Origin of the sequence: Pseudomonas aphyarum (assembly GCF_028657055.1) — a bacterium.
Lineage (GTDB): Bacteria > Pseudomonadota > Gammaproteobacteria > Pseudomonadales > Pseudomonadaceae > Aquipseudomonas > Aquipseudomonas aphyarum.
The window spans coordinates 424,957-445,514 of record NZ_JAMDGS010000014.1 but is presented as its reverse complement, the minus strand read 5'-3'; the positions used below and the strand labels follow the sequence as shown (position 1 = coordinate 445,514).

The 20,558-nt window shown below is 60.3% G+C and carries 16 protein-coding genes and 1 tRNA gene; 15 read left to right on the top strand and 2 right to left on the bottom strand.

Annotated features, from left to right (window positions below):
• Nucleotides 1-38: 38 nt before the first annotated feature.
• From rpoD to M5G18_RS22750, 14 genes are all read left to right on the top strand, one after another.
• Nucleotides 39-1,886, top strand: a complete 1,848-nt coding sequence (gene rpoD / locus M5G18_RS22815; RefSeq protein ID WP_273896303.1) for an RNA polymerase sigma factor RpoD — start codon at nt 39-41, stop codon at nt 1,884-1,886.
• Between the two features lie 126 nt (nt 1,887-2,012).
• Nucleotides 2,013-5,759, top strand: coding sequence for a bifunctional diguanylate cyclase/phosphodiesterase (locus M5G18_RS22810; protein ID WP_127800234.1), 3,747 nt, complete (start codon nt 2,013-2,015; stop codon nt 5,757-5,759).
• A 15-nt stretch (nt 5,760-5,774) separates the two neighbouring features.
• Nucleotides 5,775-5,851: transfer RNA gene (locus M5G18_RS22805), tRNA-Ile, on the top strand.
• 203 nt (nt 5,852-6,054) lie between these two features.
• The gene (locus M5G18_RS22800) at nt 6,055-6,615 is read left to right on the top strand and encodes a PBECR2 nuclease fold domain-containing protein (RefSeq protein WP_273896302.1); all 561 of its coding nucleotides are present in this window, start codon (nt 6,055-6,057) and stop codon (nt 6,613-6,615) included.
• Between the two features lie 308 nt (nt 6,616-6,923).
• Nucleotides 6,924-7,385 (top strand): Lrp/AsnC family transcriptional regulator, encoded by a 462-nt coding sequence (locus M5G18_RS22795; RefSeq protein WP_007959884.1) that lies wholly within the window; start codon nt 6,924-6,926, stop codon nt 7,383-7,385.
• Between the two features lie 146 nt (nt 7,386-7,531).
• Entirely contained in the window at nt 7,532-9,214 is a 1,683-nt protein-coding gene (locus tag M5G18_RS22790) for a flavin monoamine oxidase family protein (RefSeq protein ID WP_230733872.1), read from the top strand.
• Nucleotides 9,215-9,226: 12 nt separating this feature from the next.
• Nucleotides 9,227-10,021 (top strand): carbon-nitrogen hydrolase family protein, encoded by a 795-nt coding sequence (locus M5G18_RS22785; protein ID WP_273896301.1) that lies wholly within the window; start codon nt 9,227-9,229, stop codon nt 10,019-10,021.
• Between the two features lie 38 nt (nt 10,022-10,059).
• The gene (gene pqqF / locus M5G18_RS22780; RefSeq protein ID WP_273896300.1) at nt 10,060-12,486 is read left to right on the top strand and encodes a pyrroloquinoline quinone biosynthesis protein PqqF; all 2,427 of its coding nucleotides are present in this window, start codon (nt 10,060-10,062) and stop codon (nt 12,484-12,486) included.
• A gap of 159 nt (nt 12,487-12,645) precedes the next feature.
• A complete protein-coding gene (gene pqqA, locus M5G18_RS22775) occupies nt 12,646-12,720 on the top strand; it encodes a pyrroloquinoline quinone precursor peptide PqqA (RefSeq protein WP_003444522.1) in 75 nt (24 codons plus the stop codon).
• An 84-nt stretch (nt 12,721-12,804) separates the two neighbouring features.
• Nucleotides 12,805-13,716 (top strand): pyrroloquinoline quinone biosynthesis protein PqqB, encoded by a 912-nt coding sequence (gene pqqB / locus M5G18_RS22770; protein WP_007959878.1) that lies wholly within the window; start codon nt 12,805-12,807, stop codon nt 13,714-13,716.
• 21 nt (nt 13,717-13,737) lie between these two features.
• A complete protein-coding gene (gene pqqC, locus M5G18_RS22765) occupies nt 13,738-14,490 on the top strand; it encodes a pyrroloquinoline-quinone synthase PqqC (RefSeq protein WP_166223334.1) in 753 nt (250 codons plus the stop codon).
• The gene (gene pqqD, locus M5G18_RS22760; protein WP_007959876.1) at nt 14,487-14,762 is read left to right on the top strand and encodes a pyrroloquinoline quinone biosynthesis peptide chaperone PqqD; all 276 of its coding nucleotides are present in this window, start codon (nt 14,487-14,489) and stop codon (nt 14,760-14,762) included. The genes pqqC and pqqD overlap by 4 nt, the downstream gene beginning before the upstream one ends.
• Before the next feature lie 7 nt (nt 14,763-14,769).
• Entirely contained in the window at nt 14,770-15,906 is a 1,137-nt protein-coding gene (gene pqqE, locus M5G18_RS22755) for a pyrroloquinoline quinone biosynthesis protein PqqE (protein ID WP_371807421.1), read from the top strand.
• On the top strand, nt 15,872-17,680 hold the full coding sequence (locus tag M5G18_RS22750; RefSeq protein WP_273896299.1) for a S9 family peptidase: 1,809 nt from the start codon (nt 15,872-15,874) through the stop codon (nt 17,678-17,680). The genes pqqE and M5G18_RS22750 overlap by 35 nt, the downstream gene beginning before the upstream one ends.
• Before the next feature lie 3 nt (nt 17,681-17,683).
• Here the strand turns inward: M5G18_RS22750 and M5G18_RS22745 are convergent, their stop codons facing one another.
• Both M5G18_RS22745 and M5G18_RS22740 read right to left on the bottom strand, forming a co-directional pair.
• Nucleotides 17,684-17,842: a YqaE/Pmp3 family membrane protein gene (locus tag M5G18_RS22745; RefSeq protein ID WP_003228885.1), complete on the bottom strand. Its 159-nt coding sequence runs from the start codon at nt 17,840-17,842 to the stop codon at nt 17,684-17,686.
• Between the two features lie 206 nt (nt 17,843-18,048).
• Nucleotides 18,049-19,332: an aspartate aminotransferase family protein gene (locus tag M5G18_RS22740; protein WP_273896298.1), complete on the bottom strand. Its 1,284-nt coding sequence runs from the start codon at nt 19,330-19,332 to the stop codon at nt 18,049-18,051.
• A 169-nt stretch (nt 19,333-19,501) separates the two neighbouring features.
• Here M5G18_RS22740 and M5G18_RS22735 point away from each other — a divergent pair, with 169 nt between their 5' ends.
• Nucleotides 19,502-20,431 (top strand): LysR family transcriptional regulator, encoded by a 930-nt coding sequence (locus M5G18_RS22735; protein WP_064380308.1) that lies wholly within the window; start codon nt 19,502-19,504, stop codon nt 20,429-20,431.
• The last annotated feature ends 127 nt before the right edge of the window (nt 20,432-20,558 follow it).

The following is a 20,558-nucleotide window of genomic DNA, read 5'->3' as shown; positions in this document are numbered from 1 at the left end:
GTTTTTTGCCCGCCAAGACCTTCAGTGGATAGGGTGTTATGTCCGGAAAAGCGCAACAGCAGTCTCGTATTATTGAGTTGATCAAACTGGGTCGTGAGCAGAAGTATCTGACTTACGCCGAGGTCAACGACCACCTGCCCGAGGATATTTCAGATCCGGAGCAGGTGGAAGACATCATCCGCATGATTAACGACATGGGGATCCCCGTACACGAGAGTGCTCCGGATGCGGACGCCCTTATGCTGGCCGACGCCGATACCGACGAGGCCGCTGCGGAAGAAGCAGCCGCTGCGTTGGCGGCGGTGGAGACCGATATCGGTCGCACCACTGACCCGGTGCGCATGTACATGCGTGAAATGGGTACGGTCGAGCTTCTGACTCGTGAAGGCGAAATCGAAATCGCCAAGCGTATCGAAGAAGGCATCCGTGAAGTGATGAGCGCCATCGCGCACTTCCCTGGCACGGTTGACCATATTCTCTCCGAGTACACTCGCGTCACCACCGAAGGTGGTCGCCTGTCCGACGTTCTGAGCGGTTACATCGACCCGGACGACGGCATTACGCCGCCTGCCGCCGAAGTCCCGCCGCCGATCGACGCGAAAGCGGCGAAAGCGGAAGAGTCCGACGACGATGACGAGGCCGAATCTTCCGATGACGAAGAAGAAGCCGAAAGCGGTCCGGATCCGGTCATCGCCGCACAGCGCTTCGGCGCCGTGGCCGACCAGATGGAAATCACCCGCAAGGCCCTGAAAAAGCACGGTCGCAACAACAAGGCGGCGATTGCCGAACTGTTGGCTCTGGCTGAGCTGTTCATGCCGATCAAACTGGTGCCGAAGCAGTTCGAAGCCCTGGTCGAGCGTGTTCGCAGTGCCCTGGATCGTCTGCGTCAGCAAGAGCGCGCGATCATGCAACTGTGCGTACGTGATGCACGCATGCCACGCGCCGACTTCCTGCGTCAGTTCCCTGGCAACGAAGTCGACGAAAGCTGGTCCGACGCCCTGGCCAAAGGCAAGAGCAAGTACGCCGAAGCCATTGCCCGCGTGCAACCGGACATCATCCGTTGCCAGCAAAAGCTGACCGCGCTGGAAACCGAGACCGGCCTGACCATCGCCGAGATCAAGGACATCAACCGTCGCATGTCGATCGGTGAGGCGAAAGCCCGCCGCGCGAAGAAAGAGATGGTTGAAGCGAACTTGCGTCTGGTGATCTCCATCGCCAAGAAGTACACCAACCGTGGTCTGCAATTCCTCGATCTGATCCAGGAAGGCAACATCGGTCTGATGAAAGCGGTGGACAAGTTCGAATACCGTCGTGGTTACAAGTTCTCGACTTATGCCACCTGGTGGATCCGTCAGGCGATCACTCGCTCGATCGCCGACCAGGCCCGCACCATCCGTATTCCGGTGCACATGATCGAGACGATCAACAAGCTCAACCGCATTTCCCGCCAGATGCTGCAGGAAATGGGTCGCGAACCGACCCCGGAAGAGCTGGGTGAACGCATGGAAATGCCTGAGGACAAGATCCGCAAGGTATTGAAGATCGCCAAAGAGCCGATCTCCATGGAAACCCCGATCGGTGATGACGAAGACTCCCATCTGGGTGACTTCATCGAAGACTCGACCATGCAGTCGCCAATCGATGTCGCCACTGTTGAGAGCCTGAAAGAAGCGACCCGCGAAGTGCTGTCCGGCCTTACTGCCCGTGAAGCCAAGGTACTGCGCATGCGTTTCGGTATCGACATGAACACCGACCATACGCTCGAAGAAGTCGGCAAACAGTTTGACGTGACCCGTGAACGGATCCGTCAGATCGAAGCCAAGGCGCTGCGCAAGCTGCGCCACCCGACGCGAAGCGAGCATCTGCGCTCCTTCCTCGACGAGTGACACCAGACCCCCCGGCCCAGGCCGGGGGTTTTGTTTATAGGGCAGATTAAATACCCAGCTCCGCCCTCCCCCCGCGCACAGCCCGTCTACACTCGAAACATTCCCCCGAGCCATAACGAGACCGTTATGCCCAGACTGGCGTCCGTGCTTTTTTTGCTGTCACTGATGATCTGGACCGCAACGGCTGACGCGCTGACTCTGACCGATGAAGAACGTAGCTGGCTGGCGGCTCACCCGGACTTGCGCCTGGGTGTCGATGCGTCGTGGCCGCCCTTCGAGTTCCGCGACGACCAGAACCGCTATCAGGGCCTGGCAGCGGACTATATCGATGTGATTCGCCAACGCCTGGCAATCAAACTCACCCCCATCGAGCCGGTGAGCTGGACCGTGGTGCTCGAACAGGCGAAAAACGGCACGATCGACCTGCTGCCGGGCATCATGTCCACCCCGGAGCGCCAGAGTTACCTGTCGTTCACCCGCCCTTATCTCGACTTTCCGATCGTCATCCTCGCCCACGTCGGCGGCCCGCAACCGCGCAAGCTCGAGGATCTTTACGGCCTGAAAATCGCCGTGGTCGAAAACTACGCGCCCCATGAACTGTTGCGCACCCATCATCCCGACCTGAACCTGGTGGCGATGCCCAACGTCAGCTCCGCGTTGCAGGCCCTGGCCACCGATGAAGTCGACGCCGTGGTCGGCGACCTGGCTTCCAGCGTCTGGAGCCTGCGCCAGCTCAAACTGGATGGTTTGTATGTCAGCGGCGAAACCCCTTATCGCTACCAACTGGCGATGGGCGTCCCTCGGGACAACAAAATGCTGGTGGGGATTTTGGACAAGGTGCTGGCTGACATGTCTCCGGAGGAAATCAGCAGCATTCAGGAGCACTGGGTCGGCAACGTCCTCGATCACCGGACATTCTGGTCGGATCTGCTGATTTACGGATTACCGGGTTTATCGCTTCTGGTCATTGTGTTGGCTGTGGTGATCCGCATCAATCGTCGCCTGAGCTCTGAAATCGCCCGACGCATCGACCTCGAACAGGAACTGCGCAGCAGCGAATACCACTATCGCGGACTGGTGGAGAGTCTCTCGGCCATCGCCTGGGAAGCGCGGATCAGCGATTTCACCTACAGCTATGTTTCGCCCCACGCCGAAGATCTGCTCGGCTATCCGCTGTCCCATTGGCTGATTCCGGGCTTCTGGCGCAACATTATTCACCCGGCAGATCTGACTCGCGCCCAGAGTTTCTGCGATCACGAAGTGCTGGCCGGGCGCGATCACAGCCTCGATTACCGAGTGATCACCGCTGACGGCCGTTGCTTGTGGGTGCGTGACATCGTCAGCCTGATTGAACACGGCCACGAACCGGTGATGCGCGGTTTGATGATCGACATCAGCGAAACCAAGCGCACCGAAGAGGCGTTGCGCCTGTCGGAACAGAAATTCGCTTCGGTATTCCAGCAATGCCCGGACATTCTGGTCATCGCCCGGCTATCCGACGGCTGCCTGCTGGAAGTGAACGAAGCCTTTGAGGAACAGATCGGGCTCAAGGCCGAAGAAGTTATTGGCCAGACTGCCACCGAACTCAACATCTGGGGCATTCCCGGGGTTGGCCCGGGCCTGCTTCAGCGCCTGCAAGCCGGCAGTATTCGCAACCTGGAGATGCCCTTTCGCCGCAACAATGGCCAGGTGTTTACCGGGCTGATTTCCGCCGAGCCCTTCGAGCTCGACACCACACCGGCGCTGGTCGTGGTGGTGCGCGACATTACCCAGCTCAAGGAGACCCAACAGCAACTGCAAACCTCCGAAGAGAAGTTCGCCAAGGCCTTCCACGCCTCGCCGGACGGTCTGCTGCTGTCGCGCCAGAGTGATGGCCTGCTGCTGGAGGTCAACGAAGGTTTCAGTCGCATCACTGGTTTCAACAGCGCCATGTCGGTGGATCGCTCGGCGCTGGACCTGGGCATCTGGGTCAACCTGAACGAACGCAAGCAAATGCTTGATCTGCTGCACCGCGATGGGTTCGTTCGCGACTTCAGCTGCCATATCCGCCGCAGCGACGGGCAGATCCGCCTCTGCGAAGTGTCCAGCCGTCCGCTGCCGATCGGCGACGAAGATTGCATGCTGACCATCGCCCGGGATATCACCGAACGCCACCTGATGCAGGAAAAACTGCAACAGGCTGCGACCGTGTTCGAAAGTACTGCCGAAGGCGTGCTGATCACCGACACCCAACAACACATCAGCGCCGTGAACCGCGCCTTCACCGAAATCACCGGTTACAGCGAAAGCGAAGCACTGGGTCACACCCCGCGCCTCCTGGCCTCCGGACTGCACGACAGCGCGTTCTACGCCGCGATGTGGCATCAATTGACCGACGAAGGTCACTGGCAGGGAGAAATCTCCAACCGGCGCAAAAATGGCGAGCTGTACCCGAGCTGGCTGACCATCAGTGCTGTGCGCAACCGCGATAAGTTCATCACTCACTTCGTTGCGGTGTTCGCGGATATCTCCAGCCTCAAGCACGCCCAGGCCAAACTCGACTATCAGGCACATCACGACCCGCTCACTGGTCTGCCAAACCGCACGCTGTTCGAAAGTCGCCTGTTGATGGCACTCAACAGCCAGCAGGAAAACGGCGGCCAGGGCGCTGTGCTGTTCCTCGACCTCGACCGATTCAAGCATATCAACGACAGCCTCGGTCACCCGGTCGGCGATCTGCTGCTCAAGGGCATCGCCGTGCGCCTCAAGGAGCAACTGCGTGATATCGACACCGTGGCGCGGCTGGGTGGCGACGAATTCATCATTCTGCTGCCCGGCCTGCAACAGCCCGGCGATGCCGACAACATCGCCACCAAACTGCTGAACTGCTTTGGCGCACCGTTCCAGGCCGGCGAGCATGAGTTCTTCATCAGCGCCAGCATCGGCACCAGCCTTTACCCGCGCGACGGCTGCGATGTTGCGACCCTGATCAAGAACGCGGACGCAGCGATGTACCGCTCCAAGGCCAAGGGGCGCAACCGGGTCGAAAGCTACACCCGCGATCTCACCGCCCAGGCCAGCGAGCGCGTGGCGCTGGAGCACGAACTTCGCCGGGCCATTGAACGCGAGGAGCTGTACCTCTATTACCAACCGAAAATCAGCCTCGACGATCACAGCCTGGTCGGCGCCGAAGCCCTGATCCGCTGGCGTCACCCGAACTTCGGCGATGTGCCGCCGGAGCACTTCATCCCGCTGGCGGAAGAGAACGGGATGATTCTGCAAATCGGCGACTGGGTGCTGGAAACCGCCTGCCGGCAGATGTTCGAGTGGGGCCAGATCTACGAATCCCTCGGCCCGCTGTCGGTCAACCTCGCCGGCGCGCAACTGCGCCAACCGAACCTGCTGGGACGCATCGAGCAACTGCTCAAGGACAACCGTCTGCGGCCGGAATTACTGCAACTGGAAATTACCGAAAACTTCATCATGAGCCAGGCTGAAGAGGCATTGGCAGTGCTGCACCAGCTCAAACACCTCGGCGTGCAACTGGCCATCGATGACTTCGGCACCGGTTACTCCTCGCTGAGTTACCTCAAGCGCCTGCCTCTGGACATCCTCAAGATCGACCAGTCTTTCGTTCGCGGACTGCCCGACGACCCGCACGACGCGGCGATTGTCCGCGCCATCATCGCCCTGGGCCGCAGCATGCAATTCACCGTGATCGCCGAAGGCGTGGAAACCCAGGCCCAACAACAATTCCTCGCCGCCGAAGGTTGCGAACAGATCCAGGGCTACATCGTCAGCCTGCCGCTGCCACCCGAGGAATTCGCCGCGACGTTTCTTCGCATAGCCGTATCAGATTTTTCGGATAGCACAGCCGAGAAACCGTCGCTATAATCCGCGGCCTACTGAGGGCCTATAGCTCAGTTGGTTAGAGCAGAGGACTCATAATCCTTTGGTCCACGGTTCAAGTCCGTGTGGGCCCACCAAACATGAAAAAGCCGCGCATTCGCGCGGCTTTTTTTCGCCTGTCGTTTGGCGTTTACGTTCTTCACAAGCGCAATGTTCGGAAGACTACCGCAAGGTCTGTAGGTTATTTCCCAAGCTGTGTTTTCACTCAGTTTTCGGCCTTGTTGGCCTTTTCTCTGAGCGAGTAATCTCCGGGCGCCGCTGTTCGCCAGGGATTACTTTCATGCTCGTGAATGCTGCGCCACTGATAAAAGAATCTAGTGGCCAACAAACATGGATCGACTTAGCTCTGCCCGACCTGCGTACGCTGGCCAGGGAGCTTCGCTCAGCCGCAATTGATGAAGTGAAAAGAGCAGACGATGCGCAAGGAGCCCTCAGAATTCTCCTGGCTCACTTCGGATTCATCGATGAAGCGTTGCTCGCAGTCACCATCCTCACCCCGATCGGAAACGTTGCGGTCATGAGGGACAAACTTGCCCACATCGTCGAAAAACGCGCTGACTCACGAGAGCGCTACGTTCGGCATGCGATTGATACGCTGACGGGACCGTTTGAAATATGGAGAGTGCTGTATGACAACGGCGGATACCGCATGGCCTTCATCAATGCCTACGAGGCAAAGAATGACATGCTCGTGGTGGTAGATGTCAGGCACGGACACGTCCTGTGGAACTTCATGCATGCCCCGGCAAGAGCGATGAACAAGCACCGCCAGGGCGAACTTCTCTACAAGAGATACGTTCTTCAGGACAAACAAAAAGGGGAGCCTGTTGGCTCCCCTTGAATATTTGAATCCTGATATTGGCATCCTCAGGAAATGGGATGAAGAGGTCTCACCTTACACCGATGTTGCAGCATCGCTGAGGTACCTACGTCTGCTGGAGCCCTGCAAGGCAGCAGATTTCGCGCTCTTGAGGCCATTTTTGATAAAGGCAGCAGGCAAGTCAAATCATTTGTCTGTTCTTTTGTTTCAGCAAAATCCCCGATCCGATGACTGCCTAATCCCCCGCCGCTCAATCAGCGCTCACAAGCGCCTCGCGTGGCGAGCCTGTAACATGCGACCCCATTGATCCGTACCGCTGGAGCCTGCCCTTGCCCGACATCCGCCCACCCGTGCTCGATGAAATCGACCGCCAGCTGATCGCTGCCCTGCAAATCAACGCCCGCGAAAGCGTGGCGATGCTGGCCAGGCAATTGGGGATCGCTCGCACGACCGTGACTTCGCGGCTGGCTCGGTTGGAAAAGGCCAAGGTCATCACCGGCTACGGCGTGCGTTTGGGCCAGCGTGTGGTGGATGGCGGCTTGCAGGCTTACGTCGGGATCAAAGTGCAGCCGCGCTCTGGTAAAGAAGTGTTGCGGCGGTTGAGCGCGATGGCTCAGGTACAGCAGCTGTGCGCGGTAAGTGGCGAGTTTGATTATGTGGCGTGGTTGCGCACCGATTCGCCGGAACAGCTCGATCAGCTTCTCGATCAGATCGGCAGCGTAGACGGTGTGGAGAAGACCACGACGTCGATCATCCTCAGCAGCAAGATTGATCGCGGGCATCCAGTCTGACCAACAGGATCGTCAGATTGCAGCATATGCACTCAAAACGACGACACTTTGCGTCTTATTAACGTGTTCTACGCTCCCTAGAATGGCTGGCATCTTTTCCTATACTCAGACGCGCATCCAGCGTCGGGTCGCCAGCAAGGTCAGTCATGAACAAGAACAATCGCCATCCTGCAGACGGTAAGAAACCGATCACCATTTTCGGCCCGGACTTTCCTTTCGCCTTCGACGACTGGATCGAACACCCGGCCGGCCTGGGCAGCATCCCCGAGCACAACCACGGTGCCGAAGTGGCGATCGTCGGGGCCGGCATCGCCGGTCTGGTGGCGGCTTATGAGCTGATGAAACTCGGCTTGAAGCCAGTCGTGTATGAGGCATCGAAGCTCGGTGGCCGTCTGCGTTCGCAAGCGTTCAACGGCACTGACGGCATCGTCGCCGAGCTCGGCGGCATGCGCTTCCCGGTGTCGTCCACCGCGTTCTATCACTATGTCGACAAACTCGGGCTGGAAACCAAGCCCTTCCCCAACCCGTTGACGCCGGCCTCCGGCAGCACCGTGATCGACCTGGAAGGCAAAACCCATTACGCACAGAGCCTGAAGGATCTTCCTGCATTGTTTCAGGAAGTGGCGGACGCCTGGGCTGACGCTCTGGAGGCCGGTTCGCAGTTCTCCGATATCCAGCAAGCGATTCGCGACCGCGATGTGCCGCGCCTCAAAGAGCTGTGGAACACTCTGGTTCCGCTGTGGGACGACCGCACCTTCTACGATTTCGTCGCCACGTCAAAAGCCTTCGCCAAATTGTCGTTCCATCACCGCGAAGTGTTCGGTCAGGTCGGTTTCGGCACCGGCGGCTGGGACTCGGACTTCCCCAATTCGATGCTGGAAATCTTCCGCGTGGTGATGACCAACTGCGACGATCACCAGCATCTGGTGGTCGGCGGCGTGGAACAAGTGCCGCAAGGCATCTGGCGTCATGCGCCGGAACGCTGCGTTCACTGGCCGCAAGGTACCAGCTTGAAATCGCTGCACCACGGCGCGCCACGTTCCGGGGTGAAGAAAATTGCCCACGCCCCTGACGGACGTTTCGCGGTCACCGACAACAACGGCGACACCCGCGAGTACGCGGCCGTACTGACCACCTGCCAGAGCTGGCTGCTGACCACCCAGATCGAATGCGATGAAAGCCTGTTCTCGCAGAAGATGTGGATGGCCCTGGACCGCACTCGCTACATGCAATCGTCGAAGACCTTCGTGATGGTCGACCGCCCGTTCTGGAAGGACAAGGATCCGGAAACCGGCCGCGACCTGATGAGCATGACCCTCACCGATCGCCTGACCCGTGGCACCTATCTGTTCGACAACGGCGACGACAAGCCGGGCGTGATCTGTCTCTCGTACTCGTGGATGAGCGACGCGCTGAAGATGCTTCCGCACCCGGTGGAAAAACGCGTGAAACTGGCGCTGGATGCGCTGAAGAAGATCTACCCGAAAGTCGACATCGCCGCGCGGATCATCGGCGATCCGATCACCGTATCGTGGGAAGCCGACCCGCACTTCCTCGGCGCATTCAAGGGCGCCCTGCCCGGCCACTATCGCTACAACCAGCGCATGTACGCGCACTTCATGCAGGACGACATGCCGCCGGAGCAGCGCGGGATTTTCATCGCCGGCGACGACGTTTCGTGGACGCCCGCCTGGGTCGAAGGCGCAGTACAAACCTCGCTCAATGCGGTGTGGGGAATCATGAAGCACTTCGGTGGGTCCACACATAAAGAGAACCCCGGCCCGGGTGATGTGTTCAACGACATCGGCCCGATCGCCCTGCCCGAGTAAGAGGAATACCTGATGCGTGTAGCCCTTTACCAATGTCCACCGCTGCCACTGGAACCTGCTGCCAACCTTCAGCGCCTGCAACAACTGGCGATGGAGGCCAAAGGCGCCGACCTGCTGGTGGTGCCGGAGATGTTCCTGACCGGCTACAACATCGGCAAGGAGGCAGTCGCGACATTGGCCGAGGTCTACAACGGTGAGTGGGCGCAGCAAGTCGGACGAATCGCCAAGGCAGCCGGTCTGGCGATTCTCTACGGTTACCCTGAGCGCACCGCCGAAGGACAGATCTACAACGCCGTGCAGTTGATCGATTCAAGCGGCGAGCGCCTGTGCAATTACCGCAAGACCCATCTGTTCGGCGACCTGGACCGTTCGATGTTCAGCCCCGGCGATGGCGAGTTTCCCATCGTCGAGCTCAACGGTTGGAAGCTCGGCTTTCTGATCTGCTACGACCTGGAGTTCCCGGAGAACGCCCGGCGCCTGGCCCTAGAAGGCGCCGAGCTGATTCTGGTGCCGACCGCGAACATGATTCCATTCGATTTCATTGCCGATGTTTCCGTGCGCTCCCGCGCCTTCGAAAACCAGTGCTACGTGGCTTACGCCAACTACTGCGGCCACGAAGGCGACATTCATTACTGCGGACAAAGCAGCATTGCCGCGCCGGATGGCAGCCGCATCGCCCAGGCCGGACTGGACGAAGCTTTGATCGTCGGAGAGCTGAATCGCCAGTTGATGGTCGACTCGCGCAGCGCCAACCGCTACTTCAACGACCGCCGCCCCGAACTTTACGACGCGCTCAACAAGCGCTAATCCGCTAGCATTGGCACTTCACTGTTCTGGAAGTGCCCATGCCTGCGCCGACTCACCCCCGCCCCCACACCGAAACCCTGGCCAACGGCTTGCGCGTGACCCTGCGTCACGTGCCCGGCCTGAAGCGCAGCGCCGCCGCGTTGCGAGTGGCTGCCGGTAGCCATGACGTACCGTTGGCGTGGCCGGGACTGGCGCATTTCCTTGAGCATTTGCTGTTTCTCGGCACCGAGCGTTTTCCTGCAAGCCAAGGGCTGATGGCCTACGTGCAAGGTCACGGCGGCCAGGTGAATGCCAGCACCCGTGAGCGCACCACCGATTTCTTCTTTGAGTTGCCGCCAGCGTCCTTCAGCGGTGGACTGGAGCGTCTGTCAGACATGCTAGCCCGTCCGCGTATGAGTCCGGACGATCAGTTGCGGGAACGGGAAGTGTTGCAGGCGGAGTTTGTCGCGTGGTCGCAGGATGCTGCGGCTCAGCAGAAAGAGGCGCTGTTTGAGGGATTGTCGGCAGCGCATCCGTTGCGCGGCTTTCATGCCGGGAGCCGCGAGAGCTTGCCGGTAGAACTAGCGGATTTTCAGCAGGCGTTGGAAGACTTTCATCAGCAGTTTTACCGTACCGGGCAGATGATCCTGAGTCTGGTCGGGCCGCAGAGTGTTGAAGAGCTGCGCACGCTGGCCGAACAGTTTGCCGCCACGCTGACGCCTGGGGATAAAACGGCACAGGCAGACCCCGTTCGCTTGATGGACAACGCAAAGGAAAGTTATCAACAGGCTGGCGAGCGGCACGGCAATCTGCTGTTTGCGTTGGAGGATTTGCCGGAATTCTCGGCCGAAGCACTGGCGTTTCTCTGCCACTGGTTGAACAGCGCCAAACCCCGCGGGTTGCTCACGCATTTGCGGCAGCTGGGTCTGGTGGAGAGTTTGCAGGCCTGTGTGCCTTATCAATTTACTGGGCAGGCTTTGCTACATCTTCAGTTCACTGCGGAATCCGGGTCACTCGACGCCATCCGCGCACAGTTTTTCGACTGGTTGAGCTTCTTCGCAGCGCAGCAGGACTGGCCGGCGTTGCGTCAGGAGTATGCAACACTGCTTGAACGACAGCAGCAGGTCAGCGGTGCATTGCAGTTGGCCCGACTCGACAGCGAACAACTCGAGAATGAAATCTCCGAATCGTCCGTTGCGGCACTCAAAGAAATTCTCGGCAAAATCGGCACTGTGGATAACTTCAGCAGTCACTGGCATCTACCCACTGCCAATCCGTTCCTGCGCTCAGCCGAACCGCTGGCCAACGCCGGCCTGATCCGCGGCCAGACCAGCGCCCACCGTGGCCTGCGCACGTTCGCTCAGGATCGCTCGCGCAGCCGCCGCGAACGCTCGCCGATGCAATTCAGCCAGACGCAGCCGGATAACGGTGACGAAGGTGCGGTGTATGTTCGCTGGCAGACGGAAGCAGCGGCCACGGCCGAGCTGCAAGCGAAACTGCAACGCAGTCTGCGGGAGGTTTCTGACGACGCGCGTCAGGCCGGGGTCGAATTGTCGTTCAGCACCTCGGGTAATCAGTGGCTGCTCAAACTCATCGGCCTGCAGGACACGCTGCCCGTTGTGCTGGAGCACGCGCTGAAATCTCTGACACAAGTGGGCGTCGATTCCGCGAAAGGCGAGCCGCAACCTGCGCTGATACCGATTCGCCAACTGCTCAAAGTACTGCCCGAACAGTGCCTGCCAGCGGTAAGTGAATCCGATGACGCCGCGCACCTGTGGACAACTTCCCGCTGGGACGGTCTGGCTTTGGGGTTAAGCCCACACACCCAGTCCGCCATGGGTCTGGCCCTGAGTCGCATCCCCGGCATCCCGGACAATCAAATTCCCCCACCGTCGGCAATCCACGCCGGATTCCAGTGGAGTCAGATCGACAGCGCGTCCAGCGAACACGCCTTGCTGCTGTTCTGCCCGACCGCCAGCCACGAAATCGCCGACGAAGCCGCGTGGCGCCTGCTCGCGCACCTGTGCCAGTCACCTTTCTACCAACGCCTGCGAGTCGAACTGCAACTCGGCTACGCAGTGTTCAGCGGCCTGCGTCAGCTCCACGGTCAGACCGGATTGCTGTTCGGTGTGCAATCGCCCACGGCCACCGCCGCGCAATTGCTCGGCCACATTCAAAAATTTCTCGATGGCCTGCCAGCCCTTGTCGAACAGCTGGATGACGCCAGCCTCAATCAGCAACGCCAGACGCTTGCCGATCAGTTCTATGACAGCGCCCTGTCCTGCAAAGACGCTGCCGAACTCCTGTGGCAGGCCCGACTCCCCGGCCACTCGTCGGATTATCTGGCCCAGCTGCGCGGCGCCATCGCTCAACTGGATCGCCCGGCATTGCTGGCCGCCGCACAACGTCTGATCCGCGCCGAAGGCGGCTGGCACGGCCTCGCCAACAGCCCTTCGCCGGGCGCGCCGTGGCAAGCGGCAAAATGATCATTACCGGGGCTGCAAGGAGCTTTCTCAAAGATTCACGGGCCAACCTCCTGAAATTTTGAGTAACATAGCCACCTAACTATTTGGAACATCCCTGCGCTGCCGTGGACTATACCTATGGATAGCGCTATCTCACCCACCTGAAAAAGGAGTCATCCGATGGCTTGGACCAAACCTGCTTACACCGACCTGCGCATCGGCTTCGAAGTCACCATGTACTTCGCCAGCCGCTGAGTCCTGCCTCAAGCAGAACACTGCAGTGCAACGCCTCGGCTCGCCGGGGCGTTTTATTTTCAGCGTTGAAATGATGGAGCGTTCATGTTCGTCCAGATTCTGGGTTCGGCCGCCGGTGGCGGTTTTCCGCAGTGGAACTGCAACTGCGTCAATTGTGCCGGTTTTCGCGACGGCAGCCTGAATGCCCAGGCCCGTACCCAATCGTCCATCGCCATTTCCGATGACGGCGTGAACTGGGTGCTGTGCAACGCCTCGCCGGACATCCGCGCGCAGCTTCAGAGCTTCGCCCCGATGCAGCCGGGCCGTGCCCTGCGTGATACCGGCATCAGCGCGATCATCCTGATGGACAGCCAGATCGACCACACCACCGGCCTGCTCAGCCTGCGCGAAGGTTGCCCGCATCAGGTCTGGTGCACGGACATGGTCCACGAAGACTTGAGCACCGGTTTCCCGCTGTTCACCATGCTCAAACACTGGAACGGCGGGCTGGACTGGAACCGCATCGAACTCGACCAGAGCTTCACCGTCGCTGCGTGCCCGAACCTGCGCTTCACTCCGCTGCCACTGCGTAGCGCGGCACCGCCCTACTCACCGCACCGCTTCGACCCGCACCCGGGCGACAACATCGGCCTGATCGTCGAAGACCTCAGCACCGGCGGCAAACTGTTCTACGCGCCGGGTTTGGGCAAGGTCGACGCGCCGCTGCTGGAAATCATGGCCGGCAGTGACTGCGTGCTGGTAGACGGGACAATGTGGGACGACGATGAAATGCAGCGTCGTGGCGTCGGCACCCGCACCGGCCGCGAAATGGGCCACCTGGCGCAGAACGGCCCCGGCGGCATGCTCGAAGTGCTGGAACAGCTTCCCGAGCAGCGCAAAGTGCTTATCCACATCAACAACACCAACCCGATTCTCGACGAAGACTCCCCGGAGCGCGCGGAACTGGTTCGGCGCAATGTTGAAGTGGCGTATGACGGCATGAGCATCGTCCTGTAACGAATGGCCCGGAGAACCGCAATGACCGACACCCCGCTGTCCCCCGCCGAATTCGAAGCGGCCCTGCGCGCCAAGGGCGCCTATTACCATATTTATCACCCGTATCACGTGGCGATGTATGAAGGCCGGGCCACCCGCGAGCAGATCCAGGGCTGGGTCGCCAACCGCTTCTACTATCAGGTGAACATCCCCCTGAAAGACGCAGCGATCCTCGCCAACTGCCCGGATCGCGAGATTCGCCGCGAGTGGATTCAGCGCCTGCTCGACCACGACGGCGCCCCAGGCGAAGACGGCGGCATCGAAGCCTGGCTGCGTCTCGGCCAGGCCGTCGGTCTCGACCCGGATCAATTGCGTTCCCAGGAACTGGTGCTGCCCGGCGTGCGCTTCGCCGTCGATGCCTACGTCAACTTCGCCCGCCGCGCCAGTTGGCAGGAAGCCGCCAGCAGCTCGCTGACCGAGCTGTTCGCGCCGCAGATCCACCAGTCGCGTCTCGACAGCTGGCCGCAGCATTACCCGTGGATCGACCCGGCCGGCTACGAATATTTCCGCACCCGTCTCGGTCAGGCCCGGCGCGATGTCGAGCATGGTCTGGCGATTACGCTGGAGCACTACAAGACCCGCGAAGGTCAGGAGCGCATGCTGGAAATTCTCCAGTTCAAACTGGACATCCTTTGGAGCATGCTCGATGCCATGAGCATGGCCTACGAACTGAACCGCCCGCCGTATCACAGCGTCACCGATCAACGGGTCTGGCATAAAGGAATCGCCTTATGAGTTTCGACCGCAGCAAGACCCCGACCTGGCGTCCCGGCTACCGTTTCCAGTACGAACCGGCCCAGAAAGGCCACGTGCTGCTGTACCCGGAAGGCATGATCAAACTCAATGAAAGTGCCGCGCTGATCGGCGGCCTGATTGACGGTGAACGGGATGTCGCGGCGATCATCGCCGAACTCGACAGACAGTTCCCCGGCGTGCCCGAGCTCGGTGACGACATCGAGCAATTCATGGAGGTTGCCCGTGCGCAGCACTGGATCGAACTTGCCTGAGTCATCGGTGCAAGTCCCGGCCAAACCGGAAATCGGCCTGCCGCTGTGGCTGCTCGCCGAGCTGACTTACCGCTGCCCGCTGCAATGCCCCTACTGCTCCAATCCGCTGGATTTCGCCGAGCAGGGCAAAGAGCTGAGCACCGAGCAGTGGATCAAGGTATTTCGCGAGGCGCGGGAGATGGGCGCGGCGCAACTGGGCTTCTCCGGCGGCGAACCGCTGGTACGCCAGGACCTCGCCGAGCTGATCCGCGAAGCGCGTCAGTTGGGCTTCTACACCAACCTGATCACCTCCGGCATCGGCCTGACCGAGCAGAAGATCAGCGACTTCAAGAAGGCCGGGCTCGATCACATCCAGATCAGTTTCCAGGCCAGCGACGAGCAAGTGAACAACCTGCTCGCCGGCTCGAAAAAAGCCTTCGCGCAGAAACTGGAAATGGCCCGCGCCGTGAAGGCCCACGGCTATCCGATGGTGCTGAACTTCGTCACCCATCGGCACAACATCGACAAGATCGACCGCATCATCGAGCTGTGCATCGCGCTTGAGGCCGACTTCGTCGAACTCGCCACATGCCAGTTCTACGGCTGGGCACAGCTCAACCGTGTCGGCCTGTTGCCGACCAAAGAGCAACTGGTTCGCGCCGAACGCATCACCAACGAATACCGCGCCAAACTGGAAGCTGAAGGGCATCCGTGCAAGCTGATTTTCGTCACCCCGGACTATTACGAAGAGCGCCCGAAAGCCTGCATGAATGGCTGGGGCAGTCTGTTTCTGACAGTCACACCGGACGGCACCGCCCTGCCCTGTCATGGCGCCCGACAGCTGCCGGTACAATTTCCCAATGTGCGCGACCACAGCATGCAGCACATCTGGTACGACTCGTTCGGCTTCAACCGCTTTCGCGGCTATGACTGGATGCCCGAGCCGTGCCGCTCCTGCGACGAAAAAGAGCAGGATTTCGGCGGCTGCCGCTGCCAGGCGTTCATGCTCACCGGCGATGCCAGCAATGCCGATCCGGTGTGCAGCAAGTCCGAACATCACGGCGTGATCCTCAAAGCCCGCGAAGAAGCCGAGCACGCCACCCAGACCATCGAACAACTGGCCTTTCGCAATGAACGAAACTCGCGCCTCATCGCCAAAGGCTGAGCCTTTCAGCGCCACCGCCGCGGTTGCTGCCGGCGTGGACTTCGCCGAGCTGCAACTTGGCGCCCATGGTTTGTTCTGGAATGAATATCGCCCGACCGACGCCGCCTGCCGGATCTGGCACTGGCGCGATGGCGCGGCGAAATGTCTGACGCCTGCGGGTTTCAGCGTGCGTAGCCGGGTGTACGAATATGGCGGTGGGGCGTTTTGTCTGACGCCTGACGGGGTGGTTTTCGTTAACGAGGCGGATCAGCAACTGTACCGACAGACGCTGGACGGCGAGCCCGTGGCCTTGACGTCCGGGGAATGCCGATATGGTGATCTGCATTTTGCCGATGGGCAGGTGCTGGCTGTTGAAGAGAACGGTGATTGCCATCGGTTGGTGGCTATCGATCTGGCGAAGGGCGACCGCCATTTGCTGGTCGAAGGCGCGGATTTTTACGCATCGCCGATCATCAGCCCGGACGGCCAACGCCTGGCATGGATCGAGTGGAGCCGCCCGCATCAGCCGTGGACGTCCACCCGACTGATGCTCGCTGAGCGCTCGTCCAATGGATTTTCCGCTCCGCGTTGTGTGGCGGGTGAAGCGTTTGAAGAGTCGATCCAGCAACCGCGTTTCGATGCCAATGGCCGACTGGGCTGCCTGACCGATCGTGCTGGGTATTGGCAACCGTGGGTCGCGTCGGCAAACGGCTTGCAACCGTTAGCTAGCGCCGAAGCCGATCACGCGCCGGCTCCATGGCAACTTGGCGGTTGCACCTGGTTGCCCACAGATGAAGCATTCCTGACAAGTTGGAGCGAAGGCGGTTTCGGTCGTCTGGCGCTCAACGGCGAAGACTTCACCGGCGACTACAGCCGCTTCCGTCATCTGGCTGTCGATGATCAATTCATTTACTGCATTGCTGCGTCACCGATCAGCCCTTCAGCGGTGATCGCCATTGATCGCAAATCGCGTGAAGTGAATGTCCTGGCCGGCGGTGTCGCACCGCTGCCAGCGGAGCGCATCAGCCGCCCGCAAACCCTGCGCTACCCTAGCGGTTCGGGTGAGGCCCACGGTTTCTTTTACCCGGCCACGAATGGCGATTTGAAGCCGCCGCTGGTGGTGTTTATTCACGGCGGTCCAACGTCGGCCTGCTACCCGATGCTGGATCCGCGCATCCAGTACTGGACGCAACGCGGCTTTGCCGTCGCCGACCTCAACTACCGAGGCAGCAGCGGTTATGGCCGGAAGTATCGACAGGCGCTGCATCTGAGTTGGGGCGCGGTGGATGTCGAGGACGCGTGTGCGGTCGTGGCTTATCTCAATGATCGCGGCATGATCGACGGTGATCGTGCATTCATCCGTGGCGGCAGCGCCGGTGGTTACACCACGCTGTGTGCACTGGCATTCCATCAAGTGTTCCGCGCTGGCGCCAGCCTTTATGGCGTCAGTGACCCGGTAGCCCTCGGCCGCGCGACGCACAAGTTTGAAGGCGATTATCTGGACTGGCTGATCGGCGATCCCGATAAAGATGCCGAACGCTACGCCGCCCGCACGCCGTTGCTGCACGCAGGCAACATTCGCGTACCGGTGATTTTCTTCCAAGGCGAACTGGACGCCGTGGTCGTGCCGCAACAGACCCGCGACATGGTCGCGGCCCTGGAGCAAAACGCCATTGAAGTCGAAGCGCATTACTACGCCGATGAACGTCACGGCTTCCGCCGGGCCGCCAACCAGGCCCATGCGCTGGAGCAGGAATGGCGGTTCTACCGGCGAGTGATGGGTTTGACGGACTGAGACTCAGCGCTTGGCGATGATGTACACCGCGTGCACGATCCCCGGGATGTAACCGCACAACGTCAGCAGAATGTTCAGCCAGAACGCGCCGCCGAACCCGACCTGCAGAAACACACCCAGTGGCGGCAACAGAATGGCGATGATGATGCGGATAAAGTCCATGGGGCAGCTCCTGATTGGGGGTTGGCTCACCTGAGCCATACAAGCTAATCGACCTGTGCCGTTTGTCAGGGTTCAGTGCAAACCGCAATCTCGCCATCTGATCGCCATTACCCGGCCACAAAAAAACGCCCCACGCCAAAAGAATCAGGCGTGGGGCGTGCGTTATACCGCGAGACGGTTCTTGAATTCGGGTGGGAAATTTCAACTCAGACGGCAATCCCTTTGCGGCATTGCAGTTGCGCGGTGCGTACCCGGGAGAAGGCGCGGGCCAGGCGCAGGAGCATTTCGTCGATGTTGGCCTTGCTGACGTTGAGCGCCGGGGTGAAGCGCAGGCAGTCGGCTTGTGGGGCGTTGAGCAGCAAACCTTCATGCAGCGCGGCTTTGACCACGGCCTCGGCGGAGTCTTCCGACAGGGTCAGTCCCCAGAACAGCCCTTGCCCGCGCAACTCGCCATGTTCATAACGATGGGCCAGACGGGCGAGCCCTTCGCGCAGATGCTGGCCGTTGTCCCGGATCTGTTCGAGGAAGGCGCGATCCTGCACGCTGTCGAGTACCACCAGGCCGGCGGCGGTCATCAACGCGTTGCCGTGATGAGTACCGCCCAACTCGCCGGAATCGAAACAGCAGGCCTTGCCTCGCGCCAGCAATGCAGCCAGTGGCACGCCACCGCCGAGGCCTTTGCCGAGCACGACGATATCGGCGCGCACGCCGTAGGATTGTTCGGCGAGCAAGGTGCCGCAGCGGCCGATGCCGGTTTGAACCTCGTCGAGAATCAGCAGAATCCCCAGCTCACGGCACAAGCGTTCGACACCCTTGAGATAATGCTCGGTCGCCGGGATTACTCCGGCATCGCTCTGGATCGGTTCGAGCATGATTGCCACGGTCTGCGCATCGACCGCCGCGTGCAGCGCCGGCAGATCATTGAACGGCACCAGATCGAAACCCGGCAGCAACGGTGCGAAGCGGTTGTGCAGGTTGCAACTGTCCGACGCCGAAATCGTCGCCAGACTACGTCCGTGACAGCCCTGTCTGGCGACAATGATCCGCGAGGCGCCGCCGCGATGCAGCTGGCCCCATTTGCGCGCCAGTTTGATCGCCGCTTCACAAGCTTCACTGCCACTGTTGAGCAGGTAGGCCTGATCGCTGGCAGTACTGGCGCACAAGCGCTCGGCGAGGCTGAGCATGCCGCGATTGTGCAGGTTGAAGCCGGGATTGATCAGGGCCTGGGCCTGGCTGGCGATGGCCTTGACCAGTGCCGAAGGGCTATGCCCGAGGCTGTTGGCACCACCGGCCTGGGAAAAATCCAGGTAGGCGCGGTCATTGCTGTCCCATAGCCAAGAGCCTTGGCCGCGAACGAATACCTGCTGCGGGCGCTCGACGCTGGGCATCAGACGTTCGGCATTCAGGCCATCAGCGGCATCCGACTCATGGGTTTCAAAAGCCAGGTCATCGAGGCTCGGCGTCTGGCGCCGCAAACTGAACAGATTCATTGAAAAAAACCTCGGTCGAGATTTTTTGAACTGCCTATGTAAACACTTTTAAAACAAACGCTGGTCATTGCGCTTTCCGGCCCTGTAAGCCTTGTGAATGCGGTTAGACTAGGCCGGTTCACGGCGTCGAGCCATTTCGATTTCCCAGCATTTTCGATAAGTGTTACTTATGGATTTCAAACAACTGCGTTATTTCGTCGCGGTCTACGAAGAAGGTCACGTCGGACGCGCCGCCGAGCGCCTGTCGATCTCTCAGCCCGCCCTGTCCCAGCAGATTCGCCATCTGGAACAGAATCTCGACGTCACGCTGTTCGAACGCAGCAGCAAACGCCTGCTGCCGACCCTCGCCGCCCACACCTTGTACAACCACGCCCTGCCACTGCTCGACGGCATGCAGCGTGCGCGCGAGGCGCTCGGCAACTTCAAGGGTCAGGCACTGCGCACATTGGCGATTGGTGTACTGCAAACCGTGCACACCAGCCTGGTGCCTCAGATGCTTGAGCGGGTGCGCAAGGCCCAGCCGCATCTGGTCGTGCAGATTTATGAACTGACGGGGCTTGAGATTGAGCGGCGTTTGCTTAATGGCTCGCTGGACATCGGCATCAGCTATCTGCCGCCACGCCAGCCGGGGCTGCACGGCGTGATGTTGTACGAAGATGAACTGACGCTGGTCATCCCGGCGGATCATCCGCTGCGGGAATTCAAGAAAGTCTCGATGAGTCAGGCCGCTGAATTGCCGATGTTGTTGCTGGGGGAAGAATTCCAGATCCGCCAGATCTGGCAGGCGCAACTGGCCAGCCTCGGGCGACGCCCGCAAGTGCAGGCCGAACTGAACAATATGGTGGGGATTCTCGACAGCCTGCCGCACACCCGTCTGGCGACGGTGCTGCCCGGTCGTTCGCAAAAGGAATACGACGATCAGGATCTGCTGTGGAAACCGTTGAGTGAGCCACGCGTGCCGTTGAAGGTCGGGCTGGTGTGTCGCGATGTCCAGCGCCAGCAGGCGCCATTGGCCTTGCTGCGAACGTTGCTGGAAGAGGTGATGCAGCGTGAGGACAAACCGCTGAAAGGGGCGCCGCCGCTGGACGCGCTGAGCTGAAAACTTTTCTGCGGGCATAAGAAAACCCCGCCGAAGCGGGGCTTTGCAGACTGTTTCCCTGACATCCATTTCACTCCGCCACCCTGGCAGAATCCTACGTGTCCGTGTTGTTGCTTTGCGCTTCCTG

Excerpts from the sequence above, each read along its gene's own strand:
- rpoD (WP_273896303.1), top strand. The coding sequence starts at position 39 with ATGTCCGGAAAAGCGCAACAGCAGTCTCGTATTATTGAGTTGATCAAA.
- M5G18_RS22810 (WP_127800234.1), top strand. The coding sequence starts at position 2,013 with ATGCCCAGACTGGCGTCCGTGCTTTTTTTGCTGTCACTGATGATCTGG.
- M5G18_RS22800 (WP_273896302.1), top strand. The coding sequence starts at position 6,055 with ATGCTCGTGAATGCTGCGCCACTGATAAAAGAATCTAGTGGCCAACAA.
- M5G18_RS22790 (WP_230733872.1), top strand. The coding sequence starts at position 7,532 with ATGAACAAGAACAATCGCCATCCTGCAGACGGTAAGAAACCGATCACC.
- M5G18_RS22785 (WP_273896301.1), top strand. The coding sequence starts at position 9,227 with ATGCGTGTAGCCCTTTACCAATGTCCACCGCTGCCACTGGAACCTGCT.
- pqqF (WP_273896300.1), top strand. The coding sequence starts at position 10,060 with ATGCCTGCGCCGACTCACCCCCGCCCCCACACCGAAACCCTGGCCAAC.
- pqqB (WP_007959878.1), top strand. The coding sequence starts at position 12,805 with ATGTTCGTCCAGATTCTGGGTTCGGCCGCCGGTGGCGGTTTTCCGCAG.
- pqqC (WP_166223334.1), top strand. The coding sequence starts at position 13,738 with ATGACCGACACCCCGCTGTCCCCCGCCGAATTCGAAGCGGCCCTGCGC.
- pqqD (WP_007959876.1), top strand. The coding sequence starts at position 14,487 with ATGAGTTTCGACCGCAGCAAGACCCCGACCTGGCGTCCCGGCTACCGT.
- M5G18_RS22750 (WP_273896299.1), top strand. The coding sequence starts at position 15,872 with ATGAACGAAACTCGCGCCTCATCGCCAAAGGCTGAGCCTTTCAGCGCC.
- M5G18_RS22745 (WP_003228885.1), bottom strand. The coding sequence starts at position 17,842 with ATGGACTTTATCCGCATCATCATCGCCATTCTGTTGCCGCCACTGGGT.
- M5G18_RS22740 (WP_273896298.1), bottom strand. The coding sequence starts at position 19,332 with ATGAATCTGTTCAGTTTGCGGCGCCAGACGCCGAGCCTCGATGACCTG.
- M5G18_RS22735 (WP_064380308.1), top strand. The coding sequence starts at position 19,502 with ATGGATTTCAAACAACTGCGTTATTTCGTCGCGGTCTACGAAGAAGGT.